We start from the raw sequence: 25,502 nt of genomic DNA, 5'->3' as shown, positions 1-25,502 counted from the left end.
GATAGCCCTGGGCAGAGCTGCGTTCACCGCTGCTTCCGCGCTACTTCCACTGCGTGGAGACGCCGAATCCGGCGGCGATGAAGCCAAAGCCCACCACGATGTTCCAGTTGCCCAGCGCGTCGATGGGCAGCGAACCGTCGGTCACGTAGAAGACGACGATCCAGGCGAGGCCGATGAGGAACATGGCCAGCATCACGGGGGCGACCCACGCGCGGCTGTTCAGCTTGATGGCGGTCGCCTGCTTGGACGGCGGCGGCGTGTAGTCGGCCTTCTTGCGGATACGTGACTTCGGCACGAGGGTCTCTCCTGTCGATGCGCTGCGTGGCCGCGCAGGGAACTGTGGCTGGCTCGGGGCAGCGTACAAGGGGACTCTGATTGCTCCCCCGGGCGTCCGTTAGCGTAGTGCTTCCGCGGCGCCGAAGGAGATAAGGGTACGTTGAGCAATTCTGCCGACTCTCCCGGGTCAGGATCCAGTCCTGTCCGCAGCCGTTTTCGGCCGGTGTGGGTGCTGACCGCGGCTGTCTTCGCTCTTGCGGGGCTCATATTCTGCACGAGCTTCAACACGGCCAAGGGCACCAACATCCGCACGGACGCCTCGCTCCTGAAGCTTTCGGACCTGATTCAGGAGCGCAGCCACGAGAACGGCGAGCTCAACGAGTCCAACGCGGCCCTGCGGGACGACGTGGAGGCGCTCGCCGAGCGGGACGACGGCAGCACCAAGGCCGAGGACGACAAGCTGGCGGCGCTGGAGCGGCGTGCGGGGACGCAGAAGCTCACGGGCGAGGCGATCACGGTGACGCTGAACGACGCCCCGCCGGACGCCACGGCCAAGCTCCCCGGTTATCCCGAGCCGCAGCCGGACTATCTGGTCATTCACCAGCAGGATCTCCAGGCCGTGGTCAACGCATTGTGGCAGAGCGGTGCCAGGGGCATCAAGGTCATGGACCAGCGGCTGATCTCCACCAGCGCGGTGCGCTGCGTGGGCAACACCCTGATTCTCCAGGGCCGGGTCTACTCTCCGCCGTACAAGATCACGGCGGTCGGTGATCCGGAGAAGATGCAGAAGGCGCTCGCGGCTTCGTCGGCGATCCAGAACTACATGGTGTACGTCAATGTCTACGGTCTCGGCTGGAAAGTGACCGAGGACGGGACGGTGACTCTGCCGGGCTACTCCGGCACAGTGGATCTGCAGTACGCCAAGCCCGTGGAGTGAGCCTTCTCTGGAGCTGCCGGTGCGTGTCGTGGTCAGGACCGTCAGCGAGCTGTGTATCACCGTGGGCACGGTGATCGTTCTTTTTGTCGTCTATGTGCTGTTCTGGACGGGCGTGAAGGCCGACCATGTCATGGACGATCAGATCGATCGGTTACAGGAGCAGTGGGCGCAGGGGGCGGTGCGGCCGACGGGTGCGGCATCCGGTGGCGCCGCGAGTCCGGGTGAGAGTTCGCAGTCGAGTCCGCCGAAGCCGGGGCCGTACACCGCGGACGAGCCCTTCGCGATCATGTACATCCCGCGTCTTGGTTTCACGTGGAACAAGCCGGTTCTCGAAGGCACCGCCGCCAAGACCCTGAAGAAGGGGCTGGGCCACTACGCGAACACCGCCGAGCTCGGTCAGAAGGGCAACTTCTCGGTGGCCGGCCACCGGCGTACGTACGGTGATCCGTTCAAGGACTTCCCCAGGCTGCGTCCCGGTGACGCGGTGGTGCTGACGGACGGGGCGTCCTGGTTCACGTATCGGATCGACAAAGGCCCTTACAAAACACTGCCCACGGACATTGAGGTGATCGACCCTGTGCCTCGTAAGTCGGGGTACACGAGGGAGGGCCGTTATCTGACCCTGACCACGTGTGATCCGGAGTGGGGGCACAGTCACCGGCTGATCGTGTGGGCGCATCTGGACTCCGTCCAGCCTGTGGAGGCCGGGATACCGGAGGCGTTGCGCCGTTAGTCTGTTGGCTGTACGGCGTGAGTCTGGTGCCGTGGTGCGACGGAAGGGACGGCATGTACGGCTGGATCTGGCGGCATCTGCCGGGGAATGCGTGGGTGAGGGCGCTGATCTCGCTCGCTCTGGTCGTGGCCGTGGTCTACGTCCTGTTCAACTACGTCTTCCCGTGGGCCGAACCGCTGCTGCCCTTCAACGATGTGACGGTGGACAACCAGTGAGCGCGCGCATCCTTGTCGTGGACAACTACGACAGCTTCGTCTTCAACCTGGTCCAGTACCTGTACCAGCTGGGCGCCGAGTGCGAGGTGCTGCGCAACGACGAGGTGTCGACGGCGCACGCCCAGGACGGCTTCGACGGCGTGCTGCTGTCGCCGGGCCCGGGTACGCCGGAGGAGGCCGGGGTCTGCATCGAGATGGTGCGGCACTGTGCCTCGACCGGGGTGCCGGTCTTCGGTGTCTGTCTCGGCATGCAGTCGATGCAGGTGGCGTACGGCGGTGTGGTGGACCGTGCGCCGGAGTTGCTGCACGGCAAGACCTCGCTGGTGGAGCACGCGGGCAGGGGTGTCTTCGCGGGCCTCCCGACGCCGTTCACGGCGACGCGCTACCACTCCCTCGCCGCCGAGCCGGAGACGGTGCCGACCGAGCTGGAGGTGACCGCGCGCACGCACGACGGCATCATCATGGGCCTGCGTCACCGTGAACTTCCGGTCGAGGGTGTGCAGTTCCACCCCGAGTCGGTGTTGACCGAGCACGGGCACCGGATGCTGGCCAACTGGCTGGTGGAGTGCGGCGACCAGGGTGCGGTGGCGAGGTCGGCGGGGCTCGCCCCGGTGGTGGGCAGGGCCACGGCGTGACCGCGCTGCGCCCCGAGCGCGAGTCCGGCGCCGCGTACGGGGAGTCCTTCACGGATTCCTACGGCGGCGCCGGCGGCCAGGGCACCTCGTACGGGCAGCAGCCGTACGAGGAGTCCGGTGCGCTCGGGGAGTGGTACGGCGGGGAGACTCACGTCGCTCAGGGGCGGGGCGCCGAGGGGTATGGCGCTGACGGTTACGGCAGCGATGGCTATGGGGGCGAGGGCTACGGCGCTGGCGGTTACGGCGCCGAGGGGGCTGCCGCGTCCCAAGAGCCGTATGCGGAACCGCGTGTGGAACCGTACGCCGAGCCGCCCGTGGAACCGTACGCGGAGCCGTATGTACCCCCTCCCGACGACGAGACCGTGGCGTTGCGGATAGCCGATCCGCCCGTCGGCGGGTCCATATCGGCCTCTCCGGCCACCTCCGCCCCTTCGGCCACAGGAACCCCTACGGGCGGCCGTGCGGCCCGTAGAAAGGCCGCCAAGCGGCGTCACGGGCGTCATGGCGGCTCCCGTCAGGAGTCCGAGGCCGGTGAGGCGGCCGAGAGTGGCTCGGAGGCCTCTCAGGCCCCCCTCTCGCGTCTGGAGGCCCGTAGGCAGGCGCGGGCGCGCAGGCCCAGCCCGGCCGTCCTTGCCAGCCGGGCGATCGGTGAGGTGTTCATCACCACCGGTGTGCTGATGCTGCTGTTCGTGAGCTACCAGCTGTGGTGGACGAACGTCCGGGCGCATGCGCAGGCGGACAAGGAGGCGAGCAGCCTCCAGGACGACTGGGCGAGCGGCAAGCGCAACCCGGGGACGTTCGAGCCGGGGCAGGGTTTCGCCATCCTGCACATTCCGAAGCTGGACGTCGTCGTTCCGATCGCGGAGGGCGTCAGCAACAAGAAGGTGCTCGACCGGGGCATGGTCGGTCACTACGGCGAGGGCAAGCTGAAGACGGCGATGCCGGATGCCAAGACCGGGAACTTCGGGCTGGCGGGGCATCGTAATACGCACGGCGAACCGTTCCGGTACATCAACCGGCTCACGCCCGGTGATGAGATCGTCGTGGAGACGCAGGACAAGTATTTCGTCTACAAGATGGCGTCGATCCTGCCGGTGACGTCGCCGAGCAATGTGAGCGTGCTGGATCCGGTTCCGCGGGACTCGGGTTTCACCAAGGCGGGCCGTTACATCACGCTCACCACGTGCACGCCGGAGTTCACCAGCAAGTACCGGTTGATCGTCTGGGGCAAGATGGTCGAGGAACGGCCGCGCAGCAAGGGCAAGCCGGATGCGCTCGTCAGTTAAGGGCAGATGAACGTGGCAGCGACCACCGACGACACCGAGCACACGGAGCGCACCGCCGCGACCGAGTCCACGCGCCGGCCGGCTCGCCGCCGCGGCATGGGCCGGATCGCGACGGCGATCAGCGTTTTCGGCGAACTCCTCATCACGGCGGGCCTGGTGCTGGGCCTGTTCGTCGTCTACTCCCTGTGGTGGACGAACGTCGTCGCCGACCGTGAGGCGAGCAAACAGGCCGACAAGGTGCGTGACATCTGGGCCCACCAGGACGACGGGGACTCCGGCCGTCCCGCCGAGTTCGACTCGAAGAACGGCATCGGCTTCCTGCATGTGCCGACGATGAGCGGGGACGACATCCTGGTCGAGAAGGGCACGTCGTCGAAGATCCTCAACGACGGCGTGGCCGGCTACTACACCGACCCGGTCAAGGCGACTCTGCCGACCTCGGGCAAGAAGGGCAACTTCTCCCTCGCCGCCCACCGCGACGGCCATGGCGCGGAGTTCCACAACATCCACAAGATCGGGAAGGGTGACCCGATCGTCTTCGAGACGAAGGACAAGTGGTACGTCTACAAGGTCTACGCCGTCCTTCCCGAGACCTCGAAGTACAACGTCAAGGTCCTCTCCGCCGTCCCGAAGGAGTCGGGTAAGACGAAGGCGGGCCACTACATCACACTGACGACGTGTACGCCGGTGTATACGAGCCGGTACCGGTACATCGTGTGGGGGGAGTTGGAGCGGGTGGAGAAGGTGGATGCGGAGCGGACGTTGCCGGAGGAACTGCGCGGCTGACAGAGGTTCTTCGAGGACCTCTGTCCCCTAACATGGCGGAGGCCCGAAGCCGCAACTTGCTCTTGCGGCTTCGGGCCTTTGCGCGTGGTGCCTATCGCAGTGCCTTGAGCCGCACTCCGGCGCTCCATGCCTCCAGCTCGTCGCGGTTCACAGTGATGACGCCGCTCAGGTCGGCGATCGCCTGTGCTTCCAGGCTGAAGTTGCAGGTGGCGACGAACAGTGCGATGTCGACGCGGTCGACGGCTCGGGCGGCGCCGGCGAACTTCTGCATGTCAGCGCTGGGGACGGACGATCGACCAGCCCGGTTCTTGCACTGGACGGCCACGCTGCGTCCGTCGGCCGTGCGCCCGGTGATGTCGATGCCGCGGTCGCTGCGGGCCTGCCGTACGACGACGTCCGTGCAGCCGTCCCGGCGCAGCAGGTCGGCGACGTGGCGCTCGAACGCCTGCCAGGTCATGGCCGCGATGGAGGCCCTGATCTGGTCCGTCGGGGCTTCTCCTTCCAGGGTGCTGATCCGCCGGTGATGCCAGCAGAGCTTGCGCTCGACGTTCTCGATGTCCTCGCGGAGCTCGATGAGTTCGCGGCGGTGTTCGCCGGCGGTGGCGATCAGGGCGTTGAACATGGGGACGACGGTCTTGCCGAGGATGTGGGTGATGTGTTGGCCGACGCGGTCGTCGAGGGAGATGACGTCAGCGGGGGCTGGGTTTTCCACAGGCTGTGTGCGGGCCAGGTACTCCATGTCGAGGAGGTACGTGCGTACCTGACGGGCGACGTTGCTGTCTCGGAGGAGCATGGCGACGTTGAGGACTGCGCGGCGCGGGTAGAGAGTGAGGCTCGACCGAGGCTGTGGATAACCTCCCGGAAAGCGTGACAAGACGTCACGCTTGAATTCTGCGAGCTCAGAGCCCTGGAGCGTCACCATTCCATTGCACGACAGCTCCTCGTGGTGGCGTGCCTTGAGCTGGCGGATCGCCTCGGCGCTTACCCCGAAGTACGCCGCCACCATCGCCGTCGTCACATGCATCCCGTCCGGCAGAAGCGACAGCGCCTTCACTTTGTCGAGGACGTCGGTTCGTTCCAGCACGCTGTCGCGCAGGCTCTTCGATTCCAGCAGTGCCGATTCGTTGATCACGTTCTGCCCCTCTGTTCGCGGTGTGGCCGTATGGCCGGGGCAGAGCTCTGACTCCCCACCCCACCCGATCAACGAGTCGTGAAATGGGAAGACACGATCGACGTAGGAACGATTGACCTACAGCTCGGTGGTCATGGCAGCCCGACATGGCTGAGCCCCGGCACCCTGCTCAGGGCGCCGGGGCTCAGCCAGGTAGGCCGGGGTCAGTCCTCCGTGCGGGCGGACGTTCCGGTTACGCCGCCGAAGATCTGGCCGCCATTGTCGCCGCCGCCGCCGTTGTTGTTGCCGTTCTGGTCGAGGGCGATCAGGTTGACCGCGGTGCCCTGGGCGACCTGGGTGTTCGGCTGCGGGTCCTGGGTGATGACGACGGCGTTGTCGTCCTGGGAACCCTGGATGCTGCCCACGGTCAGCCCCGCGTCCTCGATGGCCTTCTTGGCGTCCTTCAGCGACAGCTGGGTCACGGTCGGCACCGTCACCTGCTGCTGCTCGGCGGCCTTGCCGATCTGGATGTTCACAGAGGAGTTCTTGTTGGCCGGCGTTCCCGCCTCCGGCGAGGTCGCGATGACCTTGCCGACCTGGTTCGGGTCCTGGGTCTCCACCTCGGTGCAGTTGCCGACCAGCTCGTTGGCCGTCATCTGGGCCTTCGCCTCGTCGCAGGACTTGCCGAGGACGTCCGGCACGGTGGCCTTCTCTTCCTCCTTGGCGACGGTGAGGGTGATCGTCGTGCCCTTCTCCTGCTCCGTGTCACCCTGGGGGTCCTGGCTGATGACGACGCCTGGAGTCCGGTCGGATTCCTCGGTCTTCTGGTCGACGGTGAATCCCTTGTCCTCGAGCTGGGCCTTCGCCTTGTCGAAGGTCAGGCCCGTGACATCCGGCACAGTCACCTTCGGCGCACCGGTCGACACCACGATGTTGACCGTGGAGTTCTTCTCGACGTTGGTCTTGAAATCAGGGTCCTGGTCGCAGATCTTGCCTGCGGGCTGGTCCTCGCACTCCTTCTTCGTGACCGTGCCCATTTTGAGGTCGACGTTGCCCAGCAGTTCCCTCGCAGTGCTCTCGGACTCGCCGACAAGGCTCGGGACGGCCACGGTGTCGTTGCTCGCGCCCTGCCCGTCGAACACCCACTTGCCGATCAGGACCGCGCCCACCAGGACCAGTACAGCCGCGACGACCAGCAGGATCGTCGAGGTGTTGGACTTCTTCTGGCGGCGTCGGTCGACGCGGTCGTCGTAGCCGTAGCCGCCGTCGTCGGGGTTCATGGGCGGCAGCATCGACGTAGCGCCGGCGTCCGTGGCGCGCAGGGCCGTGGTCGGCTGGTCGTCGGGGTAGCCGCCGTAGCCGACGGAGCCCATGGCCGCGGTCGCCGCCACCGGCTGGCCGTCGAGGCAGGCCTCGATGTCGGCGCGCATCTCGTCGGCCGACTGATAGCGGTAGTCGGGGTCCTTGGTGAGGGCCTTCAACACGATCGCGTCCATCTCGGGCGTGATCTCGGGGTCGAAGACGGACGGGGCCTGCGCTTCCTCGCGGACGTGCTGGTAGGCGACCGCGACCGGGGAGTCGCCGACGAAGGGCGGGCGGACCGTCAGGAGCTCGTAGAGCAGACAGCCGGTCGAGTACAGGTCCGAGCGGGCATCCACCTGCTCGCCCTTCGCCTGCTCCGGCGAGAGGTACTGGGCGGTGCCGATGACGGCCGCGGTCTGGGTCATCGTCATGCCGGAGTCGCCCATGGCGCGGGCGATGCCGAAGTCCATGACCTTGACCTGGCCGTTGCGCGTCAGCATGACGTTCGCGGGCTTGATGTCGCGGTGGACGATGCCGTTGCGGTGGGCGTACTCGAGGCCCTGGAGGATGCCGATGGTCATCTCCATGGCGCGCTCCGGCAGCAGCTTGCGGCCGGAGTGGAGCAGCTCACGCAGCGTGGAGCCGTCTACGTACTCCATGACGATGTACGGGATCGACACGTTGTCGATGTAGTCCTCGCCCGTGTCGTAGACCGCGACGATCGCGGGATGGTTGAGCGAGGCGGCCGACTGGGCCTCCCGGCGGAACCGGGCCTGGAAGGACGGGTCGCGCGCGAGGTCCGCTCGCAGCGTCTTCACCGCCACGGTGCGGCCGAGGCGGGTGTCATGCGCGAGGTAGACCTCCGCCATGCCACCACGACCGAGCACCTGGCCCAGTTCGTACCGGCCGCCGAGGCGACGCGGCTCTTCCATAGCTACCTACCAGCCCTCTCCGTCGGTCCCGCCGTCACCCTTGCGGGTGTGGCGGTGGTCCGTCCGGGCATACCGTACCCGGCTCATCTTGTGTGACCTGGCCAAGCCCGTAACCCGATACAGGACCGGTATCGCAACGTGCACCGATGTGAAGGGGGCGTGAGCGGGGTCACTTCCTGTTGCCGATGACCGCCTCCATGACCTTCTTCGCGATGGGGGCCGCGAGGCCGCCGCCGGAGATGTCGTCGCGGACCGCGTTCTCGTCCTCGACGACCACGGCCACGGCGACGGGTGAGCTGTTGTCGCTGAGCTTGGCGTAGGAGATGAACCACGCGTAGGGGTTCTCGCTGTTGTCCACGCCGTGCTGGGCGGTGCCGGTCTTGCCGCCCACCTTGACGCCGTCGATCTGGGCGTTCTTACCCGTGCCCTCATCGACGACCGTCTCCATCATCGACTGCAGGATCTCCGCGTTCGCCGCCGAGAGCGGCTTGCTCATCTCCTCGGGGGTGGTCTTCTCGAGGGGGTCGAGGTTGTGCGTCTGGACCTCGTCGACCATGTACGGCTTCATCAGCGTGCCGTCGTTGGCGACGGCCGAGGCGACCATGGCCATCTGCAGGGGCGTGGCGGCGGTGTTGAACTGGCCGATGGAGGACAGCGCGGTCTGCGAGGGGTTCATGTCGTCGGAGAAGACCGATGCGCTGGTGCGGACCGGCGTGAACTGCTCCTCGGTGAAGCCGAACTTCTTGGCTTCCTCCAGCATTTTGTCGTTGCCGAGGTCGGAGCCGATCTTGCCGAAGACGGTGTTGCAGGAGTACTGCAGGGCGACCCGCAGCTTGGCGTTCTTGCAGGGGATGTTGCCCTCGTTCTTCAGCACGGTCGTGGTGCCCGGCATGGTCCACGGCAGCGGCGTCCTGGTGTTCTGGTCCGCGTCCGTGTAGAGGCCGTTCTCCAGGGCCGCGGCCGCGGTGACGACCTTGAAGGTCGAGCCGGGCGGGTAGACCTCGCGCAGCGCCCGGTTGAGCATCGGGTCGTCGGGGTTGTTCTTCTTCTGGAGCTTCTTCCAGGCCTCTTCGTCGGAGGTGCTGCCGCCGGCGATCGTGCCGGGGTCGTACGACGGGTAGGAGGCCAGCGCCAGGATCTTGCCGGTGGACGGCTCGATGGCGGCCACGGCGCCCTTGCCGCCCTGCGCCTTCAGGCCGTTGTACGCGGCCTTCTGCGCGGCGGCGTTGAGGGTGGTGACGACGTTGCCGCCTTCCCTCTCCTTGCCCGTGATCATGTCGAGGGTGTTGCGGAAGAAGAGGCGGTCGTCGGTGCCGCTGAGGATGCCGTCCTCGATGGACTCCAGCTGGTTGGCGCCGTAGGCCTGCGAGACGAAGCCGGTGACGGGCGCCCACATCGCGCCGTTCTTGTACGTGCGCTTGTACTTGAAGTCGCCCGTCGTCGTCTCCGCGTACCCGGTGATCGGGTTTCCGCCGACGATGATGTCGCCGCGCGGCGTGGCATAGCGCTCGATGGCGACCCGGCGGTTCTTGGGGTCGTCCTTGAGGCTGTCGGCCTTGACGTACTGGAGCCAGTTGTCCCGGATGAGCAGGGCGAGGATGAGGAGGCCACAGAAGATCGCGATCCGGCGCAGGGGCTTGTTCATGACGGTCGGACCACCTGGGTCATCTCGGCGTCGGGGTTGGGGGCGGGGGCGGGGGCGGGGCGGCGGGCGGTGTCGCTGATGCGGATGAGCACGCCGATGAGTGCCCAGTTGGCGATGACGGAGGAGCCGCCGTACGCCAGGAACGGCATCGTCATACCGGTCAGCGGGATCAGGCCCATCACACCGCCGGCCACGACGAAGACCTGGAGCGCGAAGGCGCCGGAGAGGCCGATGGCGAGCAGCTTGCCGAAGGGGTCGCGGGCGGCGAGGGCGGTGCGCACGCCGCGCTCCACGATCAGGCCGTAGATCAGCAGGATCGCCATGACGCCGGCGAGGCCCAGCTCCTCGCCGAAGGTGGCGAGGATGAAGTCGGAGTTGGCGGCGAACCGGATGAGCTCGGAGTGGCCCTGGCCCCAGCCGGTGCCGAGGGTGCCGCCGGAGCCGAAGGCCCACAGGGCCTGCATCGACTGCTCGGAGTGTCCGCCGACTCCCTGCTGGCTGAGGGTGTACTCGCGCATCGGGTCGAGCCAGGCGGCGACGCGCTGCTGGACGTGCGGTTCGAAGCTCGCCACGCCGACGGCGCCGGCCCCGGACATCAGCAGACCGAAGACGATCCAGCTGGTCCGCTCGGTGGCGACGTACAGCATGATGACGAACATTCCGAAGAACAGCAGGGACGTACCCAGGTCGGTCTCGAACACCAGGATGAGGATCGAGATCATCCAGACGACGATGATCGGGCCGAGGTCGCGGCCGCGCGGCAGGTACAGGCCCATGAAGCGGCGGCTGGCGAGGGCCAGCGCGTCGCGCTTCACCATGAGGTAGCCGGCGAAGAAGACCGCCAGCACGATCTTGGCGAACTCACCGGGCTGGATGGTGAAGCTGCCGACCTGGATCCAGATCTTGGCTCCGTAGGTGAGTTCGGCGCCGAGACCCGGGACGAGCGGTAGCAGCAGGAGGATCAGCGCGCCGACCATGGAGATGTAGGTGTAGCGCTGCAGCGTGCGGTGGTCCTTGAGGAAGATCAGCACCACGATGAACAGGGCGATCCCCATCGCCGTGTAGATCAGCTGGTTGGTGGCCTTGCCGCCGGCCTGCCCGATCTGTTGCAGCAGCTTCGACTGGTCCAGCCGCCAGATGGCCACCAGCCCCAGTCCGTTCAGCAGCGTCGCCAGCGGCAGCAGCAGCGGGTCCGCGTAGGGCGCGAACTTCCGTACGGCGAGATGGCCCACGCCGGCCAGCAGGCCGAGCCCCACGCCGTAGCTGAGCAGCCCGGCCGGCACCTGGTCGTCGATCGCCAACCCCACGTTGGCGTAGGCGAACACCGGGATGAGGACCGCGAAGACCAGCAGCGCGAGCTCGGTGTTGCGCCGGCTCGGCGCGCCGATCGCGCCGATCGTGGATGTGTGGTGCGTCGGCGAGTTCGTTGAATTCGTACCGCTCATGGATGTGACGGGGCCTCTCACGGCTTGCCTACTGCGTACCGCAGTTCGAGACGACCTTCTGCTCTTCCTCCGAGAGAGTCGGGCCGGGGTTTGGCGTCGCAGTCGGTGTCGGGGAGGTGGACGGGTTCGGGGAGTTGGTGGCCGACGGATTCGGCGTGGGTGTCGCCTTGGACGTAAGAGAGGTACGGGTGGTTCCCATGGTGCCTCCGGCCTCGCCCTCGCCCGTCCTGGAGTTCTTCTCGCTCTCGGTGGCCTGCTGCTCGGCCCGCTTCTGGCACGCGGAGGCCTGCAGGGCGAGCTCGTCGATCTTCGCCTGGGCGTCCTTCAGGCCGCCCTCGGTGATGGTCCCCTCGACCAGCTTCCTCTGATATGGCGGCAGGTACTTGAGTTCGATCTCGGGGTGGTCCTTCTCCACCTTCGAGAGCGAGACCCAGGCCAGGTCCTGGCTGATCCCCCGGTACAGCGCGACGTGTTCCTCGTTGGCGCCGACGTAGTACTGGGTCTGCGTCCAGCGCCAGCCGCCGTACAGACCGCCGCCGATCACGCCGAGCGCGAGGGCGATGTAGAAGGATCTCTTCAGCCACTTGCGGCCCTTGCGGGGCTTGACGAAGTCGTCGTCGCCGTAGTCGCCGAAGCTGCCCGCCGGGATGTAGCCGGTGGTGTCGCCGGAGCCGGGCGGGCCGAACTCGCCGCCTCCGCCGCTCTGCCCGGGCACCTGGCGGCCGAGCCCGGAGGCGCGTCCGGCGGGGGTCTGCATGATGCCGTTGTCGTGCAGCTGGTGCTGGTTCTCGGCGACGGCGCCGACCACGACCGGGGTGTCGGACAGCTGCCCGGCGAGGGTGTCGCCGGTGTCCAGGTCGAGGACGTCCGCGATGATCACGGTGATGTTGTCGGGGCCGCCGCCGCGCAGCGCGAGCTGGATGAGCTCCTGGACGGTCTCCTGGGGGCCCTGGTAGCTGGCGAGGGTGTCCTCCAGGGTCTGGTGGGACACCACCCCGGACAGGCCGTCGGAGCAGATCAAGTACCGGTCGCCGGCGCGGACTTCGCGGATCGACAGGTCGGGCTCGACGTGGTCGCCGCTGCCCAGTGCGCGCATCAGCAGGGAGCGCTGCGGGTGGGTGGTGGCTTCCTCTTCGGTGATGCGGCCTTCGTCGACGAGGCGCTGCACCCACGTGTGGTCCTGCGTGATCTGCGTGAGGACGCCGTCGCGGAGCAGGTAGGCGCGCGAGTCGCCGACGTGGACGAGGCCGAGGCGCTGACCGGTCCACAGCAGGGCCGTCAGGGTCGTCCCCATGCCTTCGAGCTGGGGGTCCTCCTCGACCATCGAGCGCAGCTGGTCGTTGGCGCGCTGTACGGCGGTGCCGAGCGAGGTGAGGATGTCCGAGCCGGGGACGTCGTCGTCGAGCGCGACGATGGTGGAGATGGCCTCGGAGGAGGCGACCTCGCCCGCGGCCGCGCCGCCCATGCCGTCGGCGATGGCGAGCAGGCGGGGTCCGGCGTATCCGGAGTCCTCGTTGCCCTCCCGGATCATGCCTTTGTGCGATCCGGCGGCGAAGCGCAGTGACAGACTCATGCGCACCTCGCCCGTCGGCTCCGGGTACATCCGCACGGTGCCCACCCTCCGGTCGGGAGCGCGCCGGGGCCCGGGGTGGGGGCCCACGCCGCGTGCTCGCTCCGCTCGCGCCTATTCATGATGTAGCACTACTTCCGCAGCTCGATGACGGTCTTGCCGATGCGGATCGGCGCGCCCAGCGGAATCGGTGTGGGGGTCGTCAGCCGCGTTCGGTCGAGGTACGTGCCGTTGGTGGAGCCCAGGTCCTCGACGATCCACTGGCCGTCGCGGTCCGGGTAGATCCTGGCATGTCGGCTGGAGGCGTAGTCGTCGTCCAGCACGATGGTGCTGTCGTGCGCCCGGCCCAGGGTGATGGTCTGGCCCTGGAGCGCGACGGTGGTGCCGGTCAGGGTGCCCTCGGACACGACCAGCTTGGAGGGGGCGTTACGGCGCTGGCGGCCGCCGCCCTGCTGGCCGCGCTGCTGCGGCGGCGCCGCTTGCCGGGCCGCCTGCTGCGCCCGGCCGGCCTCGCGCCTGGAGCCGCGCTGGGTGACGCGCGTACCGAACAGGTCGCTGCGGATGACCTGCACGGCCACGATCACGAACAGCCACAGTACGGCCAGGAAACCCAGCCGCATGACCGTGAGGGTCAGCTCTGACATTGCCCCCGCTTCACCCTTCGGCTTGCCGGTAAATGATGGTGGTGCTGCCCACGACGATCCGCGAGCCGTCGCGGAGCGTAGCGCGGGTGGTGTGCTGCCCGTCCACCACGATGCCGTTGGTGGACCCGAGATCCTGGATCGTCGAGGGCGTTCCGGTCCGGATCTCACAGTGCCGGCGCGAGACGCCGGGGTCGTCGATCCGCACGTCGGCTTCGGTGCTGCGGCCCAGCACCAGCGTCGGGCGGGAGATCTGATGGCGGGTGCCGTTGATCTCGATCCAGTAGCGGGTGCGTCCGGCGGCCGCGGGAGCCGCGGGGCGCTGGCCGCCCGCGGGCTGCGGGTAGCCGTAGCCGCCGGGGCGACCGCCCGGGGGCGGCGCGGTCGGCATGGGCGGGGCCCCCGCGGGTGCGGCGGCCGGCGGATAGCCGTAGCCGCCCTGGCCCTGGGCGCCGCCGGGCCGCCCGGCCGGGGCGGCGGGTGCGGGAGCCGGTCGGCCGCCGCTCTGCTGGTCGGTGGAGCCGGCGAGGGTACGGCTGCGTACGCGGTACAGGCCGGTGTCGAGGTCGTCGGCCTTCTCCAGGTTGACCTTGATCGGGCCCATGAAGGTGTAGCGCTGCTGCTTGGCGTAGTCGCGGACCATGCCGGCGAGCTCGTCGCCGAGCTGGCCGGAGTAGGGGCTCAGGCGCTCGTGGTCCGGCGCGCTCAGCTCCACGATGAAGTCGTTGGGGACGACCGTACGGTCGCGGTTCCAGATGGTCGCGTTGTTGTCGCACTCGCGCTGGAGCGCTCCCGCGATCTCCACGGGCTGGACCTCTGACTTGAACACCTTGGCGAAGGTGCCGTTGACCAGACCTTCGAGACGCTGCTCGAACTTCTTCAGGACTCCCATGGGGCACCTCCTCCGTCGCCTGTTTCGTCCTGCATCCCGCGGGGCGGGCACTGCTTCACCTGGTACTGCTTACTGATCGTATCCACGCAGCCGGTCAATCGGCTGGTTCCCCCTGTCGGCCCGGTCGACGGGTGTCGACGCCCTCGAAGTTCCCTGTGGGGCTCTGCTTCGAACTCCTCGCTTCGAACTCCTCAGGGACATCGTCCTGCCATGGATCGTAGAGGCGGCCGCAAACCAGTGTCCCGCACCTGACTGTGGACCCCTACCGGCTCCTGGACAGATACGTGGTACCGGTACGAGGTTGATACGTGAACAGGTACTCGTTGATACGGAACGGCGGGCGCCGCGGGTTTGTCGGTGTTGTCGGGGGCTGTCGGCGGGAGTGCCGACGGTGCTGGTGGGCGGCTGTGGGGCGGCTGCCCGGGGGTAAGGGATGTGAACCCACCCTGGCCGGCGTGCTAATGTTCTGCGTGTCGGAAGGCGCCGGACCGCAAGGAAAGAAGCCCGAAGACACACCCAATGCGCGGGTGGCGGAATAGGCAGACGCGCTGGATTCAGGTTCCAGTGCCCGCAAGGGCGTGGGGGTTCAACTCCCCCCTCGCGCACGCTCGAAGAGGCGGCATCGTAATCACGATGCCGCCTCTTCTGTTGTGTTCCGGTGTTCTGTTGCGTTCGACACGTTGTGCTTCGGTACGGGGTCCTCGGCGGCCATGACCTGTGACGAAGCTCTCAGGTCACGGCACGGGACTCAGCCGGCCGCGATGACCGTGGCGAGGGTCACGGGCCGGGCAGGGCCTGGGCGAAGAGGATGCGGCGGTTGGCGGTGGCCGCGCCGTAGAGGCCCGCGACGATGATGCAGGACAGGAAGAAGATCTGGACGCGGTAGCCCGTCGGGTCGTCGGCGATGAGGCCCCAGACCAGGCCCGCGGCCAAGAAGCCGTTGCAGAGGCCCTGGTTGGCCGCCAGCGCCGCGGTGGAACGGGCCAGCTCGGCGTCGAAGCCGGAGAAGCGGCGGCCCGGGCCGCGCTGCCACAGGAACATCTCCAGGACCAGGATGTAGGCGTGCAGCAGCGCCATGAGGGCGACGAGGACGACAGAGATCAGATGCATGCGGTGATGGTGCCGGTGCGGTGTCTGTGGTTGATCGGTCGTTCGGCTGAGCTGCCCGGCGCGAGGGTGGTGAACGGTGGCCGTTCGGCCGAGGTGGCCGCTGGGGGCTCGGCGCGAGATTGGAGCTCCCCTCCCCCAGGAGCCCACCGATGCCACCCGAGTCAATCGCCTTCGTCGCCGCAGTCAGGCCCGGCGTTGCCCTGCCTGTCCCCGCCCCCGCACGGCAGGCGTCCTCCCAAGGCAGCCGTAAGCCGCCCGGCAGGGCTCGCCGTGTGGCGCCCCGTGTGCGCCGGGACGTGCTGTTCTGGCTCGGCTGCGCGGGTTTCGCGCTGTCGCTTGCCCTGGTCACGACCCTCACCCCGCACCGGATCTGGGGTGCCTGCGCCGCTGTTGGATACGTCGTCGCGGCGGAGTTCGCCCGCCGGGCGCCGCGCCCCTGGGGCGGCCGCAGTGCGGTCGCGGCGCTGCTCGGAGCCGTCGTGGTCCCGCTGGCGTTCGTGATCGTCGCTGGCGGCGCGCAGTCGGAGGTGCGGGTCGTCGAGCACTCGGGCGGTCTGCTGCTGCACTCGGGCAGCCCGTACCTGCCGCATCCGGCCGGCGTCGACGACTACAACCCCTACCTGCCCGGCATGGCGCTGTTCGGGATACCCCACGCGCTGTTCGGCGGCACGCCGCTCGCGGACGCCCGGGTGTGGTTCTGCGCGGCGTTCCTGGCGAGCATGCTCGTCGCCGCCCGGCGCTCGGGGCGCGTCTCCCTGGGAGCGGACGGGGAGTCGAGGGCGCGCGCCGCCGTGCTGCTCCTCGCGGCCTTCCCGGCCGTAGCGCTGCCTCTGGCTGTCGGTGGCGTCGACCTTCCGGTGATCGGGCTGATGTGCCTGGGGCTGGCGCTCGCCGGCCGGAAGGGGTCCGGTACGGCGGCCGGGCTGGCGATGGGGGCCGCGGCCGCGCTGAAGTGGACGGCTTGGCCGCTGCTGCCGGTGGGGTTGGTGCTGCTCGCGGTGACGGCGGGGCGGCGGGCGGCGGTACGGGCCGGTGTGGTCGCCGTGCTGGTGGCCGCGGCCGCGGTGGTGCCGGTGGCCCTGGCCGACCCGCACGCCTTCGTCGAGCACGTGGTGCTCTTCCCGCTCGGCGAGGGCGGGGTGCGCTCGCCGGCGGCCAGCCCGCTGCCGGGGTACCTGCTGGCCACGTACGTCCCCGGCGGTTCCGTCCTCGCCATGGCAGCCCTCGCGGCCGCCGCCGTCGGCGTGGCGGTGTCGTTGGCGGTACGCCCGCCCCGGACCGTGGTCGCGGCGGCGGACCGGTTGGCGGTCGGCTTGGGGCTGGCGATGTGCCTGATCCCGGCGACGCGGTTCGGGTACCTGGTCTATCCCCTGGTGCTGGCCACCTGGTTCCGGCGTACGGAGCTGGTGGCGGCTGCTCGTCGGGTCGGGTGGGTGGTGGGGGCGGGTGTCGGGCGTGGGTGAGGGACGGGGCGGGCGTTCGTGGGGAGTGGCGGAGCGCCGGGGCGGGCGTTCGTGGGGAGTGACGGAGCGCCGAGGCGCGTATTTGGCGCGGGTCACCGTGCTCGCGGTGGTCGGGCTGGTCGTGGCGCTGTGCCTGCCGTCGGTGGGGCAGTCCGCGGCGGGGGCCTCGCGGGGGAGCTCGTCGGGGAATCCGCCGGGGTACGCAACCGGTGTTTCGGTGCGGGGAGTCGACGACGCTCGGTGAAGCGTCGTGGCCGATTCCGATTCCGATTCCGATTCCGGCTCCGGCTCGAACTCCCTGCCACGCGCGCGTAGGGACGCCTTGGAACCCGCACTGCTGGAACGGGCCCCTACGCGCGCGTGCGGCCGCCGACCGTGCCGCGCCGACGCCGGACCCGGGCCTTGGCTACGCCGTGAGCCGCTGGGCCAGCTGCTTCGCCTTCGTGGCGGCCTCGTCGAGGGCGCGCTCGCGGGAGGCCTCGAAGAGGGGGACCAGGTCGGCCATCTCCGGGTTGGCCGGGGCCATCGTGAGCTCCGGGACGATGAAGTCGAGGTCGGCGCCGAGGAAGTCGGCCAGGATCGCCGACAGGTAGTTCTGCACGTACTCGTAGCCCTCGCGCGGCGTCCCCGGCCCGTAGGCGCCGCCGCGGCTCGCGATGACGGTGACGGGGGTGCCCTTGACCGACTGGGCGGCGCCCGCCGTACGGCCGAACAGGACCACGTTGTCCAGCCAGGCCTTCAGCGTCGACGGGATCGTCAGGTTGTACATCGGGGCGCCGATCAGCACCGCGTCCGCACGCTCCAGCTCCTCGATCAGCTGCACGCGCTCGGCGAAGGCCGCGGCCTGTTCAGGGGTGTGCGTGGCCGGATCGGAGAACCCGGCCGTGTGGGCGTGGGCGGAGATGTGCGGCACGGGGTTCATGGCTAGGTCGCGGTGGATCACCGTGCCCTCGGGGTGCTGTTCCTGCCAGGTGCGGCGGAAGGCGTCGGTGACGGTGCGGGAGGTGGAGGCGTCGGCGGGGAAGACCGAGGAGTCGATGTGCAGGAGCGTTGCCATGAGGTCTCCAAAAGGGGACGGCAGCGGCCGGGGCTCCGGCCACGGGCTGAGGATTCGTACCCGACTATGAATAACACAGTCGCTTACTTTTTTTCATCCCCGTACGGCAGGGCAGTACCCTGAAGGCATGGCGGCTGAGCAGAGTCACGACGTAGCGGCGTGCAAGCGGGTCGACGACGGCATCACCCGCGTCTTCCAGCTGCTCGGCAAGCGCTGGACCGGCCCGATCGTGTCCGTCCTGACCACCGGGCCCGCGCACTTCGTCTCCTTGCGCCGGGCGATTCCCGGTATCAGCGAGCGCATGCTCTCCGACCGGCTCACCGAGCTGGCCGCCGCCGGACTCGTCGTGCGCGAGGTGTACGACGGGCCGCCGCTGCGGGTGGTGTACCGGTTGACGGAGGCGGGCGCCGCGCTGGAGCCCGCGCTGACCGAACTGGGTGGGTGGGCGAAGAAGTATCTGGCGGACGGGGCGGGGCCCGAGGGCTGCTGAGGTCGGTGATTCGGCGGGGTTCTCCGCGAGCCGCTACCGATACGAAGCCGCTACCGGCAGGAAGCCGTTGCCAGTACGAAGCCGTTGCCAGTACGAAGCCGCTGTCGGTACGAAGCCGCTGTCGGTACGAAGCCGCTGTCAGCACGGGCGTTTTCCACAGGCCGGGCCGCCGAGCCACGTTTTCCACAAGCTGTGGAGTCGGGAACAGTCGGCGAGTTGTCCACAGCCGTGGAGTTGTCCACAGGGTGTGACGCGTTTCGGCCACCGGCTGTACCGTCGGCACGAGTTGATGTTCGTGTGTGAGCGGGGGAGGCGGTCGGTATGACCGAGGTCGGTGGCGGGGCTACGGCGGAGGCGGCTGCGGGGGCGTCGGAGTCGGCGCCGGCATCTGAATCCGCGGCGTCGGAATCCGTGGCGCGCCGGCTCCCCCGGGTGCGCGGCTTCGCGCAGTGGCCCGGCGGTGGGTCGCCCAAGGAGGAGGGCAAGGCGCTGCGCAGGCGGGTGCCGCGCGGTGAGCACGCGCTCTTCGACCTCGATGCCGACCGTCCCGACGCCGTGGCGGCCGTCGAGGAGTCCAACCTCGGCCGGCTTCCCGAGCTCACCCCGATAAGGGTGGGCCGGATGGCGGCGACGCCCTTCGCGTTTCTGCGCGGCTCGGCGGGGCTCATGGCGTACGACCTCGCCCGCACTCCAATGACCCGGATCCGCGCCCAGATCTGCGGCGACGCACACGCGGCGAACTTCGGTCTGTACGGCGACGCGCGCGGCGGCCTGGTCATCGATCTGAACGACTTCGACGAGACGCTGCACGGCCCCTGGGAGTGGGACCTCAAGCGGCTCGCCGTCTCGCTCGTGCTCGCGGGCCGGGAGGCGGGCGCGGACGAGGACGCGTGCCGCAAGGCGGCGCACGACACGGTCGGTGCCTATCGGCGCACCATGCGGCTGCTGGCCAAGCTCCCGGTGCTGGACGCGTGGAACGCGATCGCGGACGAGGAGCTCGTCTCCCACACCGACGCCCATGACCTGCTCGGCACGCTGGAACGGGTCGCGGAGAAGGCGCGGGCCAACACCAGCGGGCGCTTCGCGGCGAAGTCGACGGAGCCGACCGAGGACGGCGGCCGCCGCTTCGTCGACGCCCCGCCGGTACTGCGCCGGGTACCGGACGCGGAGGCGGCGGCGGTGGCGGCGTCGCTGGAGGGCTGGGTCACCACGCTCTCCGAGGACCGCCATCCCCTCGTGTCCCGCCACTCGGTGCACGACGTGGCATTCCGTGTGGTGGGCACGGGCAGCGTGGGCACGCGCTCGTACGTCGTCCTCCTCCTGGACCACCGTGGCGAACCCCTGGTCCTCCAGGTGAAGGAGGCCCGCCCCTCGGCTCTCGTCCCGCACCTGGTGACGGCCGGCTTCGAGGCGCCGCAGACGGAGCACGAGGGACGGCGCGTGGTCCTCGGGCAGAAGCGCATGCAGGTGGTCAGCGACATACTGCTGGGCTGGACGACGGTCGACGGACTCCCCTTCCAGGTACGCCAGTTCCGCAACCGCAAGGGCAGCGTCGACCCGGCCGCGCTGGCCGCCGACCAGATAGACGACTACGCCCGCATGACCGGCGCCCTCCTGGCCCGCGCCCACTCCCACAGCGCCGACCCCCGCCTGATCTCCGGCTACTGCGGCAGGAACGAGGAACTGGACGAGGCGATCGCCACGTTCGCCGTCACCTACGCCGACCGCACGGAGGCGGACCACGCGGCACTGGTGATGGCGGTGCGGGCGGGGCGGATCGCGGCGGAGGTGGGGGTGTGACGTAGGGCGGGTGCGGGTGCGGGTGCGTGGGCGGGAGGATGCCTGGATGCCTGCGGTGGCCTGTGCGGGTGCGGTGGGGTACGCGCAGCGTTTACGGGTGGGCGCTGGTGGCACCCCGTGGGCGCCGGGGCGGCAGCCCCAGCTGGGCCTGCGACAACGCCGGGTCTCTTCCGGGCGGCGGTGCCCGGGGGCTCGGCTCAGCCGACGCGGTCACGGCGTGGCCTAGGCTGGTCGGGTGACGACGCCGGAAGCTGAGCAGTCCCAGGCCGAGCCCGCTGGTGCGGGGACGCGGGGCGGTGCCGAGGTGCCCGCCGGTGGAGCTGAGCAGGGTGGTGAGGCGCAGGTGACCGCCGAGGACGGTGCGGGGCGACCCAAGGAGCGGCTGGAGCGGGCCGTGCGGGCCGCCGAGCAGGCGTTGATCGAGTACGAGATCGCGGTGGAGACCTTCCGCGTCGAGGTGGACAACTTCTCCCGCCTGCACCACCAGAAGCTCGGCCCGATGTATGCCCGCCTCGACGAGCTGGACGCCCGGATCGCGGAAGCCACGGCCGCCCGCACCGGCGATCCCGAGGACATCCGCAAGGCCGACGAGGCACGTGCCCGGGTGTTGCCGATGCCCGGCGTCGAGGAACTGTTCCACGGCTGGATGGACGGCGGGGGGCTGTTCCCGGAGGCCGCCGCGATGCTCACGGACCAGCCCGTTCGACCCCCGGAGCGGGTGCGCCCCAGCGACGAGGCCCGCAAGCTCTACCGCGAGCTGGCCCGCAAGGCCCACCCCGACCTGGCGCAGGAAGACGCCGAGCGGTCCCGGCGTGAGGAGTTCATCACCCGCGTCAACGCCGCCTACGCCCGTGGCGACGAGGCGCTGCTGCGGGAGCTGGCCGAGGAATGGGCCGCGGGACCGGCGCCCAAGGAACAGGGCCCGACCCCTGCGGAGGAGCTCTACGCCCGCCTCGAATGGCTCGCCCAGCGCAAGGAGATGCTCGCCTTCGTCGCGAAGGAGCTGGAGGAGAGCGCGATCGGCGCGATGCTCCGCCTGGCCCCGGACGACCCGGACCGCCTCCTGGACGAGATCGCCGATCAGCTCCTGGCCCAGGTGACGGAGCGGGAGGCGGAGCTCGCGGCACTGCTCGGTTAGGGGGACGGAATCGCCTGAGAGGCGCGGGACGGAATCGCCTGAGGGGCGCGGGACGGTATCGATGTGCGGTTCCGCCGCGTGGGCGCGAACGACCACGGCGAACCCTGCACCACCCGTCAGGTAGCGTCGGAGTCATGAATTTCGGATCTGCCGTGCCCGCAGTCGAGGTCACCGACCTCAAGGACGACGACTTCCTCCTGGACGTCCGCGAGGCCGACGAATGGCAGGCGGGTCACGCCGAGGGCGCCCTGCACATCCCCATCAGCGAGTTCGTCGCCCGCTACGGCGAGCTGGCCGAGGCCGCCCCGCAGGACGGCCGCGTCCATGTGATCTGCCGCTCCGGTGGCCGCTCGGCGCAGGTCACGATGTACCTCGTCCAGCAGGGCATCGACGCCGTGAACGTCGACGGTGGCATGCAGGTGTGGGCAGCAGCGGGACGCCCCGTGGTGAACGACGAGGGACAGCCCGGGTACGTGCTGTAGGCACCCGGTGTCCGCGGGTCACCCCAGCGGATGCGCCGCCAGCAGGTCCCCCAGCGCCTCCTCGTACGCCGCCGCCGGGCCGAGCGCCAGCTCCAGGTGCTTGGCCCAGGCGTGGTACCGGTGCAGCGGATAGTCGACGTCCGCGCCGAAGCCGCCGTGCAGATGCTGGGCCGTCTGCACGATCCGCCGTACGCCCTCCGAGGCCCAGATCTTGGCCACGGCCACGTCTCCGGAGGCAGGCAGCGCCCCCGGCGCCCCGGAGGTGATCCGCCACGCGGCCTGCCACAGCGCGGCCTCCATCGCGCGCAGGTCGATGTAGCGGTCGGCGGACTGCACGGCGACCGCCTGGAACGTGGCGATCGGATGCCCGAACTGCTCCCGCTTGCTCGCATACTCCGAGGTCATCCCCAGCACCCGCTCGCCCAGCCCGAGGGCCAGCGCACACGTCCCGGTGGCCAGCAGTTCCCGCAGCCACTCCCACGCCCCCTCCGCGTCGACGACGTCCCGAGCCGCGAGCCGCACCGACTCCAGCCGCAGCTCCCCCAGCCGCTCCCCGCTGGTCGAGAACTGCTCGGCGAGCGTGGCCCCCTCCGCATCGCGCCGCACCAGCGCGAGGACGGTCCGGTCGGCGGCCGTACGGGCCGGCACGAGGACGAGATCGGCGTCGTAGGCCCAAGGCACCGCCGTCTGCACCCCGTCCAGCACCCACCCCGAACCGTCCTGCCGCGCGGTCACCGCGAGTTCCGCCGGGTCGTGGCCGGTGCGGCCGTGTGCGGCGACCGTCAGCACCACCTCGCCGCGCCCCGCACGGGCGAGCAGCTCGGCTTTCAGCTCCGGGCCGCCGTACGCCTGGACCGCCGCCATCGCCGCACTGCTCTCCAGCAGCGGCACCCGGGCCAGTACCTTCGCCGACTCGCGCAGCACCAGGCACAGCGCGATGGCGTCGAGGCCCGCCCCGCCGTACTCCTCGGCGAGCAGCAGACTCAGCAGGTCCGCATCCGCGAGGCGGTCCCACAGTGGGCGGTCGAAGCCGTCGGCGACGGCGCCCGGGGTGAGCGCGGGAGAGGGCACCGCGTCCGGCGCGACCCCGGCGAACACTCCGCGCGCCGCCTCGGCCGCCGCCTGCTGCTCCTCGGTGAAGGTGAAGTCCACGATGCCTGCCCTTCCACACCCACGCACACTCACGGCGATCTGACGGAGCGTCAAGATAGAACAGGTTCTAGAAGAAGGGAATGGTCCTCGGCGGACCCCCGTAAGGTCTCGTAGGGCCCCCGTAAGGTGTGGGCAACGGCGGCCCGGCAGGGGCTGTGCCCGGCGGGTGGGCCTGAGTACCGTTCCCGTGCGAGCGCTGAGGGAAGACGAACCGGAATCAGGGAACGGGGCAGAATGGACGCCTACGACGCAGGCTCGGCCGCCCGCCGGCCGGACGAGGAGCCGCAGGACGCCCCGTCCGCCATCGCGGCCCCGCCTGCCCCACCCCCGCCGGCCCCGGAACCCCGCACCGGCGTGGCCGCCCTGTCCCTGCGGTACCAGATCGGCGCCGCCCTCGCGCTCGCGGTCGTGGCGATCGCCGTCTGTGTCCACATAGGCATGGTCTTCCTGCACGTCGCGCCGCCGAACACGGTCACCAAGCAGCACGGCAAGGCGATCGACGACTGGATATACCCGGAGTTCGAGCAGAACTGGAAGCTGTTCGCCCCGAACCCCTTGCAGCAGAACATCGCCGTGCAGGTCCGTGCCCAGGTCGCCGCGGCCGACGGCGGCACCCGCACCACCGGCTGGTACGACCTGTCCGCCCAGGACGGCCGGGCCATCGACGGCAATCTGCTGCCCAGCCACACCCAGCAGAACGAGCTGCGCCGGGCCTGGGACTTCTTCCTCGCCACGCATGACGCCCAGAACCGTCCCGTGGGTCTGCGCGGCGCCCTGTCCGAGACGTATCTGCGGCACATCGTGCAGCTGCGCCTCGACCGTGCGAACGCGGCCGGCGACGGCGGCGTCGTCGAACGCGTCCAGGTCCGCTCCCGCACCACCCATGTGCGCCCGCCCAAGTGGAGCGAGGAGCAGGTCTCGGACAAGCCGACCTACCGCGTGCTGCCGTGGTGGTGGGTGCCGAAGGACGGGACCGCCCCTGAGGCCGCCACCCAGGAGGGCGCCCGGTGAACCGCTTCACCCTCGCGATCTCCTCGGGCATCGCCCGCGTCACCGAGTCCGCCCTCGGCCCGTACCAGACGGCCGTGATCCGCATCGGCTTCACCGCGACCTGGCTGCTGTTCCTGCTGCGCGAGTTCCCCCACCGCCAGGAGCTGTACGGCCCCGACGGCCCGTGGGACTTCGACCTCGCCCAGCAGCTGATCGGGACGAACGGCTCGTTCACCGCGCTGATGTGGTCGAGCAGCCGGTTCTGGTTCGAGTCCGTGTACGCCCTCGCCGTCCTGGCCGGCGTTCTGCTGCTGCTCGGCTGGCGCACCCGCACGATGTCCGTGCTGTTCATGGTCGGGGTGCTCTCGCTGCAGAACCGCTCCATCTTCATGGGCGACGGCGGTGACAACGTCCTGCACCTGATGTGCGTCTACCTGGTGTTCACGCGCTGCGGCCAGGTCTGGTCGCTGGACGAGCGCCGGGCACGGCTCGCACGCGAGGCACACGCGCGTGGCGAGCGGATCGGGCCCGACCGGGTGGGCCCGGCCCTGTGGGGCGTGTTCGGGTTCGCGCTGGTCGCGGTGACCGCGGCGGGCCGCCTCGACGGCGACCTGACCGTGCCGGTGATCCTGTGGGGCGTCTGGCTGGGGCAGGCCGTGTGGTGGATCGTGGGCCGCCGTGCCCGGACCCCCCAGCCCCGCATCCTGCTCGACGTCATCGGCAACATCGTGCACAACGGCGCCCTGCTCGTGATCATGGCCGAGGCCTGCCTGATCTACGCGACGGCCGGCTGGTACAAGATCCAGGGCTCCCGCTGGCAGGACGGCACAGCTGTCTACTACCCGCTGCACCTCGACTACTTCTCGCCCTGGCCCGCCCTCGCCGATGTGCTGTCGTCCAGCGGCACGATGGTGATGCTCATCACCTACGGCACGGTCGTCGTGCAGGTCGCCTTCCCGTTCACGCTGTTCAACCGGCGGGTCAAGAACGTCCTCCTCGCCGCGATGATCACCGAGCACGCCGTGATCGCCGTCGTCCTCGGCCTGCCCTTCTTCTCGCTCGCGATGATCGCGGCGGACGCGGTCTTTTTGCCGACGTCGTTCCTGCGCCGCCTGGGCGAGTGGGCGGCACGCGCGCGTGGACGGCTGTCCGGGCGGGGCGGCTCCCGTGTGCTGCCGTTGCCCCGCGTCCCCGATGACGAGCGGGCCACCAGTGGGATTAGCGGTCCGTAGTGATGCTGTGCAGACTGTCACGCGCGCGGCCGGCGCCCAGGCGACGTCGGGCACCCTCCTCGATGAGGTCGTGCGGCCTCATCGACCAGCGTCCGGAGGGACGTGCCACGAGGGCTGACGGCTCGCGCCGTTCAGCACCAGGGCACGAAGGCGATGGGCTCACATCCCTGAGCAACATTGGG

Annotated in this window: 23 protein-coding genes, 1 tRNA gene and 1 pseudogene; 14 read left to right on the top strand and 11 right to left on the bottom strand. The window is 69.6% G+C overall.

The features are described from left to right. Positions 1-40: 40 nt before the first annotated feature. Positions 41-295: a cell division protein CrgA gene (gene crgA / locus QQM39_RS22045; RefSeq protein WP_030047324.1), complete on the bottom strand. Its 255-nt coding sequence runs from the start codon at positions 293-295 to the stop codon at positions 41-43. Between the two features lie 141 nt (positions 296-436). On the opposite strand from crgA, the gene QQM39_RS22040 reads away from it, so the two are divergent. The 6 genes from QQM39_RS22040 to QQM39_RS22015 are packed head-to-tail and all read left to right on the top strand — an operon-like array spanning position 437 to position 4,868. Next, entirely contained in the window at positions 437-1,213 is a 777-nt protein-coding gene (locus QQM39_RS22040; protein ID WP_301999064.1) for a DUF881 domain-containing protein, read from the top strand. 19 nt (positions 1,214-1,232) lie between these two features. Then, positions 1,233-1,946, top strand: coding sequence for a class E sortase (locus QQM39_RS22035; RefSeq protein ID WP_301999063.1), 714 nt, complete (start codon positions 1,233-1,235; stop codon positions 1,944-1,946). A 17-nt stretch (positions 1,947-1,963) separates the two neighbouring features. After that, complete coding sequence (locus tag QQM39_RS22030) at positions 1,964-2,161, top strand: hypothetical protein (RefSeq protein ID WP_199830144.1); 198 nt, start codon at positions 1,964-1,966, stop codon at positions 2,159-2,161. After that, positions 2,158-2,796, top strand: coding sequence for an aminodeoxychorismate/anthranilate synthase component II (locus QQM39_RS22025; protein WP_301999059.1), 639 nt, complete (start codon positions 2,158-2,160; stop codon positions 2,794-2,796). Before QQM39_RS22030 ends, QQM39_RS22025 begins: the two co-directional genes overlap by 4 nt. Continuing rightward, entirely contained in the window at positions 2,793-4,082 is a 1,290-nt protein-coding gene (locus tag QQM39_RS22020; RefSeq protein WP_301999057.1) for a class E sortase, read from the top strand. The genes QQM39_RS22025 and QQM39_RS22020 overlap by 4 nt, the downstream gene beginning before the upstream one ends. Before the next feature lie 12 nt (positions 4,083-4,094). Next, the gene (locus tag QQM39_RS22015) at positions 4,095-4,868 is read left to right on the top strand and encodes a class E sortase (RefSeq protein WP_301999055.1); all 774 of its coding nucleotides are present in this window, start codon (positions 4,095-4,097) and stop codon (positions 4,866-4,868) included. 91 nt (positions 4,869-4,959) lie between these two features. Here the strand turns inward: QQM39_RS22015 and QQM39_RS22010 are convergent, their stop codons facing one another. The 7 genes from QQM39_RS22010 to QQM39_RS21980 all read right to left on the bottom strand — a co-directional run bounded on the left by QQM39_RS22010 (position 4,960) and on the right by QQM39_RS21980 (position 14,406). After that, the gene (locus QQM39_RS22010) at positions 4,960-6,000 is read right to left on the bottom strand and encodes a restriction endonuclease (protein ID WP_301999054.1); all 1,041 of its coding nucleotides are present in this window, start codon (positions 5,998-6,000) and stop codon (positions 4,960-4,962) included. A gap of 203 nt (positions 6,001-6,203) precedes the next feature. After that, a complete protein-coding gene (gene pknB, locus QQM39_RS22005) occupies positions 6,204-8,213 on the bottom strand; it encodes a Stk1 family PASTA domain-containing Ser/Thr kinase (protein WP_301999053.1) in 2,010 nt (669 codons plus the stop codon). A gap of 169 nt (positions 8,214-8,382) precedes the next feature. Beyond that, the gene (locus QQM39_RS22000) at positions 8,383-9,858 is read right to left on the bottom strand and encodes a penicillin-binding protein 2 (RefSeq protein WP_301999051.1); all 1,476 of its coding nucleotides are present in this window, start codon (positions 9,856-9,858) and stop codon (positions 8,383-8,385) included. Next, positions 9,855-11,303, bottom strand: coding sequence for an FtsW/RodA/SpoVE family cell cycle protein (locus tag QQM39_RS21995; RefSeq protein ID WP_301999049.1), 1,449 nt, complete (start codon positions 11,301-11,303; stop codon positions 9,855-9,857). The genes QQM39_RS22000 and QQM39_RS21995 overlap by 4 nt, the downstream gene beginning before the upstream one ends. 28 nt (positions 11,304-11,331) lie before the next feature. Next, a complete protein-coding gene (locus QQM39_RS21990; protein WP_301999047.1) occupies positions 11,332-12,876 on the bottom strand; it encodes a Stp1/IreP family PP2C-type Ser/Thr phosphatase in 1,545 nt (514 codons plus the stop codon). 128 nt (positions 12,877-13,004) lie between these two features. Further along, on the bottom strand, positions 13,005-13,517 hold the full coding sequence (locus tag QQM39_RS21985; RefSeq protein WP_301999045.1) for an FHA domain-containing protein: 513 nt from the start codon (positions 13,515-13,517) through the stop codon (positions 13,005-13,007). A 10-nt stretch (positions 13,518-13,527) separates the two neighbouring features. Beyond that, positions 13,528-14,406, bottom strand: a complete 879-nt coding sequence (locus QQM39_RS21980; RefSeq protein ID WP_301999043.1) for a DUF3662 and FHA domain-containing protein — start codon at positions 14,404-14,406, stop codon at positions 13,528-13,530. Between the two features lie 521 nt (positions 14,407-14,927). Between QQM39_RS21980 and QQM39_RS21975 the strand changes: the two genes are divergently transcribed. Next, positions 14,928-15,011 (top strand) — tRNA-Leu (locus QQM39_RS21975). Between the two features lie 143 nt (positions 15,012-15,154). On the opposite strand, the pseudogene QQM39_RS21970 reads toward QQM39_RS21975, so the two are convergent. Further along, a pseudogene (locus tag QQM39_RS21970) lies at positions 15,155-15,516 on the bottom strand (DUF1304 domain-containing protein). A gap of 149 nt (positions 15,517-15,665) precedes the next feature. On the opposite strand from QQM39_RS21970, the gene QQM39_RS21965 reads away from it, so the two are divergent. Next, positions 15,666-16,979: a glycosyltransferase 87 family protein gene (locus QQM39_RS21965; protein WP_301999041.1), complete on the top strand. Its 1,314-nt coding sequence runs from the start codon at positions 15,666-15,668 to the stop codon at positions 16,977-16,979. A gap of 406 nt (positions 16,980-17,385) precedes the next feature. Here QQM39_RS21965 and QQM39_RS21960 read toward each other — a convergent pair whose 3' ends face one another. After that, positions 17,386-18,036: an FMN-dependent NADH-azoreductase gene (locus QQM39_RS21960; RefSeq protein ID WP_301999039.1), complete on the bottom strand. Its 651-nt coding sequence runs from the start codon at positions 18,034-18,036 to the stop codon at positions 17,386-17,388. Between the two features lie 127 nt (positions 18,037-18,163). On the opposite strand from QQM39_RS21960, the gene QQM39_RS21955 reads away from it, so the two are divergent. From QQM39_RS21955 to QQM39_RS21940, 4 genes are all read left to right on the top strand, one after another. Then, on the top strand, positions 18,164-18,526 hold the full coding sequence (locus QQM39_RS21955; RefSeq protein ID WP_301999038.1) for a helix-turn-helix domain-containing protein: 363 nt from the start codon (positions 18,164-18,166) through the stop codon (positions 18,524-18,526). Between the two features lie 321 nt (positions 18,527-18,847). Continuing rightward, positions 18,848-20,326: a DUF2252 domain-containing protein gene (locus tag QQM39_RS21950; protein WP_301999036.1), complete on the top strand. Its 1,479-nt coding sequence runs from the start codon at positions 18,848-18,850 to the stop codon at positions 20,324-20,326. 235 nt (positions 20,327-20,561) lie between these two features. Further along, on the top strand, positions 20,562-21,464 hold the full coding sequence (locus tag QQM39_RS21945) for a J domain-containing protein (protein WP_301999034.1): 903 nt from the start codon (positions 20,562-20,564) through the stop codon (positions 21,462-21,464). A gap of 152 nt (positions 21,465-21,616) precedes the next feature. Continuing rightward, complete coding sequence (locus tag QQM39_RS21940) at positions 21,617-21,946, top strand: rhodanese-like domain-containing protein (RefSeq protein WP_302003676.1); 330 nt, start codon at positions 21,617-21,619, stop codon at positions 21,944-21,946. Between the two features lie 18 nt (positions 21,947-21,964). On the opposite strand, the gene QQM39_RS21935 is transcribed toward QQM39_RS21940, so the two are convergent. Continuing rightward, a complete protein-coding gene (locus QQM39_RS21935; RefSeq protein ID WP_301999033.1) occupies positions 21,965-23,098 on the bottom strand; it encodes an acyl-CoA dehydrogenase family protein in 1,134 nt (377 codons plus the stop codon). 234 nt (positions 23,099-23,332) lie between these two features. Between QQM39_RS21935 and QQM39_RS21930 the strand changes: the two genes are divergently transcribed. Continuing rightward, the gene (locus tag QQM39_RS21930; protein WP_301999031.1) at positions 23,333-24,109 is read left to right on the top strand and encodes a DUF5819 family protein; all 777 of its coding nucleotides are present in this window, start codon (positions 23,333-23,335) and stop codon (positions 24,107-24,109) included. Beyond that, positions 24,106-25,320, top strand: a complete 1,215-nt coding sequence (locus QQM39_RS21925) for an HTTM domain-containing protein (protein ID WP_301999029.1) — start codon at positions 24,106-24,108, stop codon at positions 25,318-25,320. Before QQM39_RS21930 ends, QQM39_RS21925 begins: the two co-directional genes overlap by 4 nt. Positions 25,321-25,502 lie beyond the last annotated feature (182 nt).

It is taken from the genome of Streptomyces sp. DT2A-34 (assembly GCF_030499515.1).
Lineage (GTDB): Bacteria > Actinomycetota > Actinomycetes > Streptomycetales > Streptomycetaceae > Streptomyces.
Note: the sequence above shows the minus strand (reverse complement) of the source record. Positions and strands in the feature narration are given on the sequence as shown.